11 protein-coding genes are annotated in these 12,559 nt (G+C 60.1%); 5 read left to right on the top strand and 6 right to left on the bottom strand.

The window, feature by feature from the left end:
- The first annotated feature begins 8 nt into the window (after window positions 1–8).
- The 3 genes from acuI to AB7245_RS08080 all read left to right on the top strand — a co-directional run bounded on the left by acuI (window position 9) and on the right by AB7245_RS08080 (window position 3,696).
- A complete protein-coding gene (gene acuI / locus AB7245_RS08090; protein ID WP_439034164.1) occupies window positions 9–992 on the top strand; it encodes an acrylyl-CoA reductase (NADPH) in 984 nt (327 codons plus the stop codon).
- A 351-nt stretch (window positions 993–1,343) separates the two neighbouring features.
- Window positions 1,344–1,970 (top strand): LysE family translocator, encoded by a 627-nt coding sequence (locus AB7245_RS08085; protein ID WP_439034163.1) that lies wholly within the window; start codon window positions 1,344–1,346, stop codon window positions 1,968–1,970.
- Window positions 1,971–2,139: 169 nt separating this feature from the next.
- Window positions 2,140–3,696, top strand: coding sequence for an ISL3 family transposase (locus AB7245_RS08080; protein ID WP_354081003.1), 1,557 nt, complete (start codon window positions 2,140–2,142; stop codon window positions 3,694–3,696).
- Window positions 3,697–3,722: 26 nt separating this feature from the next.
- On the opposite strand, the gene AB7245_RS08075 is transcribed toward AB7245_RS08080, so the two are convergent.
- The 3 genes from AB7245_RS08075 to AB7245_RS08065 form a co-directional block, all read right to left on the bottom strand.
- Entirely contained in the window at window positions 3,723–4,133 is a 411-nt protein-coding gene (locus AB7245_RS08075) for an SDR family oxidoreductase (protein ID WP_439034162.1), read from the bottom strand.
- Window positions 4,134–4,293: 160 nt separating this feature from the next.
- Complete coding sequence (locus AB7245_RS08070) at window positions 4,294–5,649, bottom strand: MFS transporter (RefSeq protein WP_439034161.1); 1,356 nt, start codon at window positions 5,647–5,649, stop codon at window positions 4,294–4,296.
- Between the two features lie 101 nt (window positions 5,650–5,750).
- Window positions 5,751–6,740: an NAD(P)H-dependent flavin oxidoreductase gene (locus AB7245_RS08065; RefSeq protein WP_439034160.1), complete on the bottom strand. Its 990-nt coding sequence runs from the start codon at window positions 6,738–6,740 to the stop codon at window positions 5,751–5,753.
- 85 nt (window positions 6,741–6,825) lie between these two features.
- On the opposite strand from AB7245_RS08065, the gene AB7245_RS08060 reads away from it, so the two are divergent.
- Complete coding sequence (locus tag AB7245_RS08060; RefSeq protein WP_439034159.1) at window positions 6,826–7,794, top strand: LysR substrate-binding domain-containing protein; 969 nt, start codon at window positions 6,826–6,828, stop codon at window positions 7,792–7,794.
- On the opposite strand, the gene AB7245_RS08055 is transcribed toward AB7245_RS08060, so the two are convergent.
- Window positions 7,769–8,656: a LysR family transcriptional regulator gene (locus tag AB7245_RS08055; protein ID WP_439034158.1), complete on the bottom strand. Its 888-nt coding sequence runs from the start codon at window positions 8,654–8,656 to the stop codon at window positions 7,769–7,771. The two genes, AB7245_RS08060 and AB7245_RS08055, sit on opposite strands and share 26 nt — an antisense overlap.
- 104 nt (window positions 8,657–8,760) lie before the next feature.
- On the opposite strand from AB7245_RS08055, the gene AB7245_RS08050 reads away from it, so the two are divergent.
- Window positions 8,761–10,260, top strand: coding sequence for a CoA-acylating methylmalonate-semialdehyde dehydrogenase (locus AB7245_RS08050; protein WP_439034157.1), 1,500 nt, complete (start codon window positions 8,761–8,763; stop codon window positions 10,258–10,260).
- A gap of 545 nt (window positions 10,261–10,805) precedes the next feature.
- Here the strand turns inward: AB7245_RS08050 and AB7245_RS08045 are convergent.
- On the bottom strand, window positions 10,806–12,089 hold the full coding sequence (locus AB7245_RS08045) for a type II toxin-antitoxin system HipA family toxin (RefSeq protein ID WP_439034156.1): 1,284 nt from the start codon (window positions 12,087–12,089) through the stop codon (window positions 10,806–10,808).
- Window positions 12,086–12,373 carry a helix-turn-helix domain-containing protein gene (locus tag AB7245_RS08040; protein WP_439034155.1) on the bottom strand — a complete coding sequence of 96 codons (288 nt, stop codon included), beginning with the start codon at window positions 12,371–12,373 and terminating at the stop codon, window positions 12,086–12,088. The genes AB7245_RS08045 and AB7245_RS08040 overlap by 4 nt, the downstream gene beginning before the upstream one ends.
- Between the last annotated feature and the right edge of the window lie 186 nt (window positions 12,374–12,559).

Below are 12,559 nucleotides of genomic sequence, written 5' to 3'. Positions count from 1 at the left end.
AGCTCGAGTTGTTTAAAGTCGTGTTGATCGAGAAGGACGAGCGGGGATATCGCGCCGATGTTGCCGAATTACCGGAAAGCCGCCTCCCCGAAGGTGACGTGACCGTCGAGGTTGAGTTCAGCACGCTGAACTACAAGGACGGCCTCGCGATTACCGGCAAGGGCCCGATCGTGAGATCCTTCCCGCTCGTGCCCGGGATCGATTTCGCGGGTGTGGTCTCGTCGAGCTCCGATGCGGCCTTCACGCCGGGGGACCGCGTGGTCCTCAACGGCTGGGGCGTCGGCGAACAACACTGGGGCGGCCTGGCGCAACGGGCGAGGGTCAAGGCGGGCTGGTTGATCAAGCTGCCCGCTTCGATGCCTTCCCGCCGCGCGATGATCATCGGTACCGCGGGCTACACCGCGATGCTATCGGTTATCGCACTCGAGAAGTACGGAATTCGTCCCGGTTCCGGCGACGTGCTGGTGACTGGCGCAGGCGGAGGCGTCGGCAGCATCGCGATCATGCTGCTCCACAAGCTCGGCTTCCGCATCGTGGCTTCGACCGGACGACCGGACGAACAGCCGTATCTCAAGAGCCTAGGCGCTGCCGAGATCATCGATCGGTCCCAACTGTCGCAGCCCGGCAAGCCGCTGCAGAAGGAACGATGGATCGCCGCGATCGACTCGGTCGGCAGCCACACTCTCGCCAACGTGTGCGCCGGTATCAAGGCTGACGGAGCGGTCGCCGCGTGCGGTATGGCGCAAGGATTGGATTTTCCCGCAACCGTCGCGCCCTTTATCCTACGCGGAGTGGCGCTGTTCGGCATCAACAGCGTGACTCGCCCGAAAGCCGAACGCGTCGAAGCCTGGGATCGTCTCTCTTCCTTGCTCACCGAAGCGGATTTGGAGAAGACGGCGGTCGAGATCGGCCTGAACGACGTCGTCCTCGCAGCGGACCGCCTCATGAGGGGCCAAGTGCGTGGACGCACGGTTGTCAACGTCAATAGGTGACTTCGACGAGAAATTAGAGTGATGCGAGGTCTGGAAGACGAGGCAGGTTTCCTCGGCGACCTGGAGCTATCGGTGGACCGTCTTTAGTTCACCCGCAGGAGCGTTCGTCAAGGAAAGGTCAAACATGATTGCCCCGCCGTCAGGACTCGAGCCCGCTATGGACCTTGGTAGAGTTGTAAAGGGAAGTTGTCCGAAGGTTCTACAACGACATGTGGGACCATGCAGACGGCGAGCGTTACGCCGCGGGATCGGGAAGTGGCTGCCTATTTGCACTCAGGCCTGAAACGAGTGTATCCGTGATGTACGAAGACTGGCGCCACGAAGCCAGTTAAATCGATGACGGGCTAAGCGATGTTCGACTTGCAGACCTTCTTCGTGTTCCTGGCCGCGGCACTGCTCGTAGCGGTCACGCCGGGACCGGGTATCTTCTACATTGTGGCCCGGACGCTTGCTGGCGGCAGAAGCGAAGGGCTGGCATCGAGCGTTGGCCTGGGTATTGGAGGGCTTGTCCACGTTTTCGGCGGCGCTGTCGGTCTATCTGCCCTCGTTATGGCAAGCGCGGAAGCCTTCACTTTGCTGAAGATCGTCGGAGGCCTATATCTCATCTGGCTCGGGATCAAGACGTGGCGCGAAGCGCGTATCATCGAGCCGGTAGAGGTGCAGACGACCGATGCGCATTTGGCCTTTCGCGAGGGCATCATCGTCGAGGCGCTCAACCCCAAGACAGCCGCATTCTTCCTTGCGTTCATCCCGCAATTCGTCGACCCATCCGGGAGTGTCGGAGCGCAGTTCATCGTGCTAGGCCTCATTTCGGTCGGACTCAACACGAGCGTAGATCTGATTGTGACCTATTGGGCTGCGAAGGCGAGGGACGGGTTTGCAAAAAGGCCCTCATTCGTCGCTAAGACGCGACAGGCATCGGGCGCCATTATGTGTGGGCTGGGAGCGACGCTACTCTTCGCACGCCGCACGAGTTGATGATTCCAGGCAGATTCGGCGGTCGAAAAGCGCGCAGAGTCTCCACGCCCTGCCCAAGATGTCAATCGGCGTTCGACTGGGACCCCCTATCGGCATCCAAAAGGGGGTCTGACTCATTTCCGATGAAGTTTGCCGGGCGACTGTGGTTCTCAAACGGAGAATCAGCGCCATGCGGACGGGCTTTCAAATCTCATCGCTAGTACCGAGTGGTTTGGTGGTTGATGGTGTAAGTGACTCAATGGATTCGCTTATTCTGTCTGTTAGGTCGGAAGCTGCGGAGGCTCGGTGCCCTTTGTGCGCGACAGCGTCGAGCCGCATCCATAGCCGCTACGTCCGGCACGTTGCCGATTTGCCATCAGCGGGCAGAAAGGTGCGCCTCCGATTACTCACGCGGCGCTTCACATGCGAGGTGCCGCATTGCCGCCGGCGGATCTTCGCGGAGCGGTTCGGAGAAGACATCGTCCCGCTGCGACGGCGCCGGACAGCACGGCTGGAATACATCGTCCATCACCTGGGGTTGGCGCTCGGCGGCCGGCCGGCGGCAAGCTTCGCCAAGCGGCTCATGCTGCCTGTCAGCAACGATACCTTGCTACGGGTGGTCCGTCGGCGGACGGCGATGCCGACAGATCCATTGCTTGTTGTGGGCATCGATGACTGGGCGTTCCGGAGAAACCATCGATACGGGACGATCGTGTGCGATTTGGAGCGTCGGCGGATCGTTACCCTGCTGCCCGACAGGGAGACTGCGACCGTTCGGGCGTGGCTATCGAAGCACCCAGCGATCAACATTGTGTCGCGAGATCGCGGTGGTGGATACGGCGAGGCAGCAGCTAAGGCGCTCCCGAACGCCATCCAGGTCGCCGACCGCTGGCATCTGATGGAAAATGCGAGCGCGGCCTTCCTTGATGCGGTGCGCCGCTCCATGAACAGAATCCGAACCGCAATCGGAGCGACAACGATCAACCCGGAATTGCTGACCTATGCGGAAAAGCTGCGCTATCAGGGCTATCTGCGGCGCCGGGACAGCCATGCCGCAATTGCGGCTCTCGTCAGCGACGGTGTGCCGTTCAAGGAGATCGTCCGCCGCACAGGACATAGTCGCAATCTGGTTCGCCAAATTAGCCGCGGCGGCGGTACGGATATGTTCCGCACCCGTCAAAGCACCCTGGACGGGCATCTGCCGTTCCTGGACGCGCAATGGTCAGGCGGCTGTCGCAACGGTGCCGAACTCTGGCGCCGTTTGAAGGGACAAGGCTTTATGGGATCGCTGCGCGTGGTGGCGGAATGGGCGACGCGACGGCGGCGTGCCGAGACTATCAGCCATCAACAATTGCAGAAGGTCCCCGCCGCCAGGACGATAGCGCAGCTGATGACGACGAAGCGCGACCACCTGACCAGGGCCGAGACCGTCACGCTTGCCGTCATCGAACAAAACGTTCCTATGCTGGCCGATGCCCAAGCTCTCATTGGCCGCTTCCACGCGATGATCCGAAAGAAGGCCGAGATGGAGCTCGAACCTTGGATTGAGGAATCCAAGCGGAGCCTCATTGCCTCGTTCGCGAATGGCATTGCCAACGATAAGGGCGCGGTGCACGCGGCTATCACGCAACCATGGTCCAATGGCCAAGTGGAAGCTCAGATCACCAAGCTCAAGCTGGTCAAACGGCAAATGTACGGACGCGCTAAGCTCGATCTCCTTCAGGCTAGGCTGATTGGCGCGCCATAAAAACAATCACGATCATCGAATATGCGTCAGAGCCCCGATTGGATGCCGATCACCCCGAAAACGGGGTCCTTATTCCATGCCGAAACACAGAGCCCAAGACTCCTTGCCGTCAGGGGTTCTTGCTTCGCCGTGCAAGCTACTCGCCCTTGGTCGGAAGAGCCCTCATTGCAATGACACGCTCTGTACAGGGTTGGCAACACGCCCTGCGGAAAGAGCCGGATGGCGCAATGTCGATAAGCGCCATCGTGCCGCCCACCTCGGATCATGAGGCTCCGATGAGGCACTCTCCACCATCGACCCAGAATCTGCGTGCCAGCCATATAACTCGAAGCGTCTGACGCGAGAAAGAGTGCTACGCTGGAGATTTCATCCGTTTCGGCGGCGCGGCCCAACAACGAATTGCGCGCGAACACGGCCTCCACAGCCGCATCCTGCATTGCACCCTGCCAATGTTGGTGGCGAAATTAGCCGGCGCTATAAAGTTGACGAGGATGTTATGGGGCACCATACCACGTCGGAGGCGAATTCTCGCTGCGAGTTCGTGCAAGGTGTGTTGCACGAATTCGCGAGTCAGAGCGCCATTCGTGTTGCCGTATTTCAGGCGACCTGCCGACCGGCCGCAGGCGCGGCGCCGAGCTCGCCTGAGGGTTCGGTTGCGGCCGGCCTGGGCAGGCACAGGACATTGACCATCGCGGTCAAAACCGCGATTGCGATGGGATAGATCAGACCCGCGTAAATGTTGCCTGTGTAGCTGACGAGCGACAGGCCAATCAGCGGAACGAAGCCGCCGAATATCCCCGTTCCGATATGATACGGGAGTGACAGCGAGGTATATCGTAGCCGCGCAGGGAAGAGCTCGACGAGGAACGCGGCATTCGGCCCATAGACGAGCGCAACAAAGATGAGTTGCGCCAGGATAAGAGCCGTGACGACGATGTAGTTGTGAGCCGCTGCGGCCGTCGCAATTCCCGTGTAGATCGGAATGTAGAGGGCTGCAGCAAGCAATAGTCCGGTAACTATCAGCGGACGGCGTCCGATGCGGTCTGAAAGAGCGCCAATCACGACGATCAATGGTGTTCCGATCGCCAAGGCGACGGCGACGCAGAGGTTCGCGGTTAGGAAGTCCATTTTGAGGACGCTCTGTAGGAAGTACAGTGCGTAGAACTGTCCCGTGTACCATACGCAACCCAGCCCAGCTGTTGCGCCGAAAAGGGCATAGAGCGAATAGCGCAGGCCCTGCCCCGTGCCGAAGCTCTCCCGGACGGGCGCGCGAGAAACCTTACCGGCTTGACGCATCTGCTCGAAAATCGGCGACTCGCTTAGTTTGAGGCGAAGATAGATCGAAAGCACGAGGAGAAGGGCGGACAACAGAAACGGAATGCGCCATCCCCATGCGCGGAATGCCTCTTCGCCAAGCGACAGCCGACACGCGAGCACGACGAGTATCGCGACGAAGAAGCCGACGGTCGCGGTGGTTTGAATGAAGCTCGTGAAGAAGCCGCGACGATTTGCCGGAGCATGCTCAGCCACGTAAATTGCGGCGCCGCCGTACTCTCCGCCGATCGCCAACCCCTGGACGAGGCGCAGTACGACGAGCGCGATGGGCGCGGCGAACCCGATGCTCGCATATGTCGGGAGGAATCCGACCAGCGTGGTCGAAATGCCCATCAAGATCAAGGTGAGAAGGAACGTGTGCTTGCGCCCCAACCGGTCGCCGAGGCTGCCGAACAGGAGGGCGCCGAACGGACGAACCACGAATCCGGTTGCAAATGTAGCGACACTGACGAGGAGGGCTGCGGTGGGGTCGTTTGAAGGGTAGAAAAGAGTCGAAAAAAATACGGCAAGGCTGCCGTACAGATAGAAGTCGTACCACTCTATGACCGTGCCTGCGCTGGAGGCAAGCACGACGGTCCAGATACCCGGAGCCCGGGCATCAGCTTTAGGTTCGCTCATCAACATCTCCTTCGCCTTTTGGGCAAGTGATTTCCAAGGCGCGTGCGCCATAGCGCACGCGCTGTCTCCACCCGGCAATACGTAGAAAATGGGCGACTTGCTTAGGCCGCGATCGAAGTTTGCGCAGGCGCGTATCGCAAAAGACATGCGCTTGCTTCCGCCGAAATGCGCTTCACCAGCTCACCAGCAGTCGGAATGTCCCTGATCAGGCCGATGCCCTCTCCAACTGTGACATTGGCCGTGTCGTAGTCGCCCGAGACCCACGCCTTTTCGACGCGCTGCAGCTCCGCCTCCTGGAGATTGCGCAACTCGTCTTCTCGGCCGTGCCACTTCTCGATGAAGCCATTCTTCATCAGTCGGCCAGTGTATTCCGCGGGCCAAGCCTTCTTGCGAACGACGTCATAGACACGGGTCCGGATCGTTTCGTCCCCGGTGGCCGTCACTACCTTTTCCTTTGCGTTACGATGGATGACCGATTCCTGTGTGGCCCAGAAGCGCGTTCCCATCAGCGCGCCGTCGGCACCAAGCATCAGCGCCGCAGCAACGCCCCGCCCGTCGGCAATGCCACCTGCGGCAAGCAAGAGAACACGAGAAGCTCTTTGTGAGATCAGGTCGGCGACCGCCGGAACGAACGGCATCGTCGAGCGCGCCGTTAGTCCATGGCCACCTGCTTCGGTGCCTTGCGCGATAACGACGTCGGCCCCGACATCGATCGCCCTCTTCGCATGTTCAAGTGTTTGTACCTGACAGATCAGCGGAACGCCCGCCCGCTTGACTTTCGGTGCAAACGGCGCGGGATCGGAGAACGACAACATGATCGCCTTGTTATGCCGCTGTAGGGCCAGATCGAGCAAACCCGGATCGTTCGCCAGCGCCCAGGTTATGAAACCGCAACCTACGTCTGGGCGGCTCACCTTGGCCGACTGCTCTTCGAACCAGGTCCGATTTGCATAACCGCCGCCCAGCATGCCCAAGGCCCCGGCCGCGGAAACCGCTGAGGCCAGTTCGCCCCCGGAGGCTGGGTCCATCGGTGCCAGGACGATCGGGTGCTCGAGCCCGAAAAAGTCGGTCAATCTCGTCTTGATAGCCATGTTGTCGTCCTTTGCTCTGGCGCAATCCGCCTTTTCGATGGAAAGGCTAGATCAGTCATTGACAACGGGAAAGTGATTACTTTTGATGAAGGTCATCATTATGGGAGATGACCCTATGGATAGCACCGATCTCAATTTCTTTACGGCGGTGGCGATGGCGGGCGGGATCGGCCGCGCGGCAAACGACCTCCACACGGTGCAGTCCAACGTGACGCAGCGGATTCGGGCTCTCGAGGTCCAACTCGGTGTCCAGCTTTTTCACCGGTCCAAGAAAGGTGTTACGCTCACCTCGATGGGGAGCAGGTTGCTTCCTTACGCCAATCGGATCAGCGAGCTTTTGGCAGAGGCCCATCGTGCGCTCAAGGACGAGGCCTTCCCGAGCGGCGAACTGCGCATCGGTTCGATGGAGACGACGGCCGCCTTACGTTTGCCACCCCTGCTGACCCACTACGCGATCGCCTATCCCGACGTCGACGTTCAGATCGAGACGGGCCCTACGGCGATTCTGGTCGACAACGTCATTTCGCGGAAACTGGATGGAGCCTTCGTCTCCGCGCCCATCACACATGGCGAACTCGCCTGCAAAACGATCGTGCAGGAGGAGTTGGTCCTGATCACGTCACCGATGGTGACGTCCGCTCAACATCTCAACAAGTTCCTGGCAAGTGGAAGCGGCCGGAAGGTGATCGTTTTCCGCGCAGGCTGCTCCTACCGGCAGCGTTTGTCGGAATATTTGGCGCATCGTGGCTTCGTCGACCTGCGCTGGATGGAGATGGGAACGCTTGACGGTATCATCGGCTGTGTCGCGGCCTCGGTCGGCATCTCGCTGATTCCGCGTGTTGTGGCCGAGCAGGCCGAACGGCAGGGCTTGATCCGAATTCATTCGCTGCCGAATGGCACCGGCAAAGCGACAACCGTCTTTATCCATCGGAAGGATGCGTTCGTGTCATCCGCACTGCGGGCGTTCATTGAATGCGCCGGATCGGGAGCGCCCCCAGAAGCACCACCCGAGCGACCAGAGACGGCGCTCAACCCGCCTCGAAAGATGACCTAGCCGCCTTCACCGAGGCGGCGATGAAGCGATGGACCTCCTGAACTCTCCGCGTTTCGTGCGTGTCGGGATGCGAGGTGAGCCAGTAGTTTCGAACGAAGCGGAGGTCAGGAAGCAGACGCGTCAGCTCGGGGTAACGCCGGGCAGCGTAATCATGAAGAATGCCAAGGCCGTGGCCAGCTCGCACTGCCTCCATCTGTGCAACGACGCTTCCGCATTCGTAGCGTCGCGACATGAGACGGCCAAGAGCCGATGCGTAGTCCAAAGCGCGGCTGTAGACGAAATCCTCAACATGCGTGACGAACAACCGCCCCTCAAGTTCGGCCTGAGTTTTGACCGGCCCCTCCCGTGCAAGGTAAGTGTCCGCCGCGTAGACGCTGAGCGTGTAATCAGTCAATTTTGACAGGATGAGCCGCCCCTGCTTGGGCCGCTCCAGCGTGATTGCGATGTCGGCCTCTCGCCTCGACAAGGAGAAGGTCCGTGGAAGCGGGACGAGCTGAATCACCAGCCCGGGGTGGTTTGCTGCCAGCGCGCCCAGACGATCGGCCAGGAAATAGTTGCCAAGTCCGTCCGGCGCGCCGACCCGCACCGTACCGGTGATCGCCTCGCTCGCCGCTCCGATGCTGGACCCCACTTTAAGAAATTCGCTTTCTGCGCGCTCGGCCGCAGCGAGCAGGGCCTCGCCGGACGCCGTCAAGGTGCAGCCTGACGTGTGCCTTTCGAGCAATTTGGTTTTCAGACTGCGCTCCAGCGCCGTGAGCTGGCGAGCGACCGTTGCATGATTCAGGCGCAGGTTCTTTGAGGCCTTCAGAATTTGCCCCGCGCGCGCAACCTCGAGGAATATCCGGACCCGCTCCCAATCCATTGACTACACTTTCTGCACAACGAAGCCGCAAATTCGGTCGTTGATATGCATTTTTATGCGCTTCATATCGACCTTGATCAAGCTTCGTATGGAGGAGAGGACCGATGCCCGCGACTATTCTGAATTTCATCAATGGCGAGTTGGTGCCGAGCCAGGGCACCCGCACTTCACCCGTCTACAATCCGGCGACCGGCGAGCAGTCCGGAACGCTTGGACTCGCTTCGGCGCAAGATCTCCAACTGGCAGTGACGGCGGCCCGGAAAGCCTTCCCGGCCTGGGCGAACACCCCTCCGCTTCGGCGCGCGCGCATTCTCAACCGCTTTCTACGGATCATCGAAGAGCGGATCGATCAGCTTGCCGAAGTCATCACCGCCGAGCACGGCAAGGTGCTCTCGGATGCCAAGGGCGAAATCCAGCGTGGCATGGAGGTCGTCGAGTTCGCGACCGGTGCACCGCAGCTTCTCAAGGGAGAGGTCACCGAGAACGTCGGCACGCGGGTCGACAGTCACTCTTTGCGCCAGCCGCTCGGAGTCGTCGCCGGTATCACGCCCTTCAATTTTCCGGCGATGGTCCCGATGTGGATGTTTCCGGTCGCACTCGCCTGCGGCAATACTTTCATCCTCAAGCCGTCGGAACGCGATCCCTCGGCCTCGCTCGTCCTCGCGCAATGGCTAAAGGAGGCTGGGCTGCCGGACGGCGTCTTCAACGTCGTGCACGGTGACAAGGAGGCGGTCGATGCCATCCTGACCGATCCGGATATCGTCGCGGTGAGCTTTGTCGGCTCGACTCCGATTGCCCGCTATATCTATGAGACCGCCACGCGTCACGGCAAGCGCTGTCAGGCCCTCGGCGGCGCCAAGAACCACATGATCGTCATGCCGGACGCCGATATGGACCAGGCGGTCGACGCGCTGATGGGCGCAGCCTATGGGTCCGCCGGCGAACGCTGCATGGCGATTTCGGTGGCCGTGCCGATCGGGGATACCACGGCCGAACGGCTGATCGAAAAGCTGGCGCCCAAGGTCCGCGCCCTGAACATCGGTCCTGGCACTGATCCCGACGCCGAGATGGGTCCGTTGGTGACGAAGCCACATCTCGACAAGGTCCGAGGCTACATCGACGCCGGCGTCGAAGAGGGTGCAAAGTTGATTGTCGACGGACGCGACTTTCGGCGTCAGGGCTACGAGAAGGGATATTTCATCGGTGGAAGTCTGTTTGATCGCGTCACGACCAACATGAAAATTTACAGGGAAGAAATCTTCGGTCCCGTCCTCGCCGTGGCACGCGCCAAGTCCTATGATGATGCAGCGGAGATGATCAACAAGAACGAATTTGGCAACGGCACCGCCATCTTCACCAGGGATGGTGACGCGGCGCGCGAGTTTGCCCATCAAATTCAGGTCGGAATGGTTGGCATTAACGTTCCGATCCCGGTGCCGATGGCGTTCCACTCTTTCGGTGGGTGGAAAGCGTCCCTCTTCGGAGATCACCACATGCATGGTCCCGAGGGCGTCCGCTTCTACACCAAGCTCAAGACGATCACGACAAGGTGGCCGACCGGGATCCGCGCTGGAGCCGAATTCGTAATGCCGACGATGAGCTGATCGCTCTTTCGAAGCAGAAGGCCGCGGACGCTTCCCGCGGCCTTCCAAAATGCTGATCTCCGAATTCACCAATATAGCGCGCGGGTGGCAGGTTTCTCTGAACTTTGCTCGGTCAATTGTGGGAAGATCGTCTATCGAAAACCTGGTCGTGCCTGCTTCGCGGGCACGCGTCCGCGCGGCGGCGTGAACTCTCGTCAAAATGGATAGTCATGACTGCATACTCGCCTAGGGTTCGTGCCAAAAAATGAGGGCCAAAACGCCCCGCCGAATTAGAAAAGCCCGCGGAGGAGTAATCGCTGTTTGCCGGAGCCCTGATAGGAATGCCGCGAGGTGATGCTACCCGCAGCGACTACGCGGCTGCCACGGATCGCGAGCCCCACTGACATCGTCGACGTCGACATCTATATCGGGATGCCGATCACCGTGGTGCTGATGCTGGTGCTGCCGATGATGATCATCATTGGCGTCGACAACGACATGTCGATCATGCTGATCGGCACCATGCTGCCGATCAGCATGATGCTGCTGGCGGCCGTCGCCGGAAACTATGCCTCACCGAGCAGTCGACGGCATTGCCCGGCTCTTGCGATCAGGTGCTCGGCGAGACGCCCGATGATGGCATTGTCCAATCCGTCTTTCTGCGCTTGCTTCCGTACGGTGGCTACAATATCCGGAAGCTGCTCGGCCATGGAAATGAGTCCGGCGATCACCTTGTCAGGATCAAGGCGCGTTTCGCGCGCGAACTTCTGCCAATCGCGCAAATTAATCTGGCTGAGCTTGTAATCACCGCCGATTTTCATCGCGAGTTTGATCTTCTGCAGATCGACGTCATCGTAGGGAAGAATGCTGGCGATGTCGTAAAGCGGGGCGAGCCGTACGTGAGGGCCTCCGGCCAGCAGCAGCGAATAATTCTTGGCATGAGCATCCGTACCCGCAATCAGCCAATTGAAGCCTAGCGCCTCGACAAACGTGTCAACGTCGGCGACGCGATCCGTGGAGTAGGTGCGCAAAAGCTCGATCACATCGGCAGGGCTTGGTCCGCCATCGTTTTGATACTTCATGGTCGGCAGGATGCCGAGCGCCTGGCAGATATCTTCCTGATGGACACGGACGATCTCGTTGCCACTGAACTGCCGGTCGTAGCGCTCGATGACGATGGCGATTTCCTTTCCGAAATGCATCACCTGAGTGTCGGCGACGGGCAGACCGAGATTGCGCGCAAGTATGAGGCAGATATGTTCATTTTCCGCGTGTCCATCGAAATGGCCGGTCGGCGGTTTGAGGATATGCGTCGTCGGAATCCGCCCAGAGGGAATTCCCCACCTGCCCTTTTGTAGAAGCAACGCGGTTTTGGGTTGGGCTCCCGCAAGGCTGAATTGTCCAGTATCGCGCGGCAACCGCCAGGCGGCGTGATCCTCGTGTAAGGTCTGCAGACGTTTGGCGATCGCCGTTTCGTCAAGCCATTCGACCTTGTCGTCAGCACCGTTTCGCAACGCCTCCAGCCGATCGGGCGTGACGAACTGAACGGCACCCGCGCAGTCCTCGCCGACATGGGAAATAAGGGCAAACACGTTGCGCGCGGACACCTGAAATCTCCTGGCCCACCGTTCGAGCACGCGCTCGTTGTCGGGCAGGAGTCCCCAGAGGAATGCCTGCACGGCGGAAGGTCCGTGCTCTTCGGCCGCGAGCGGCATGGACAGCGACAGCGGATGGGCTCCCTCGGCCTGGCGCCAGCCCCTGTCATAGACAAAAGTGAGCCGGCCGCGGGCGTCATTGCGCACGCGGCCGATTTCCTGACCATCTAGCAGAGCAACAAGTTCGCTCGTCATGCCTTTTTCTTCCTGGCCTTGGCCACAATGGCGTTGATATCGACGGCTGGCCTGGTGGTCCCGCGGGCGGGCGCTTGGTCGGTGCCCGCATCCAGGCGAATGTCCAGGGCGTCAAGGGCGCGAAGGATCAGCCCGAGCTCAGCGCGCGCGTGACCGTGCTCAACCTCGATCACCCATTGGCGGCTGACGCCAATGCTCTTGGCAAAGGTCGATTGATCGAGTTTGAGCTTCTTGCGCCGGTCGCGAAGGACGGCGCCGAGTTCGGCCGGGGTGCGTATAAGCATGAGATTTCCAAATGTCAACGTTCGCTTACTTTAGCATAAGTCGACGTTCGTTGACAATTCGAAAATGTCAGCGTTCGATGACATATATAAATGTCATCGATCGCTGACATAGCACCCAAAATTCATGTGTTTTCAATTGAGCCAAGCGGATCGGCATAGATATTCACCCGGGCATCGGCTTCGGCT

This window comes from Bradyrhizobium sp. 604_D8_N2_3, assembly GCF_051810765.1.
Lineage (GTDB): Bacteria > Pseudomonadota > Alphaproteobacteria > Rhizobiales > Xanthobacteraceae > Bradyrhizobium > Bradyrhizobium barranii.
This window is presented reverse-complemented; position numbering and strand designations above follow the sequence as displayed.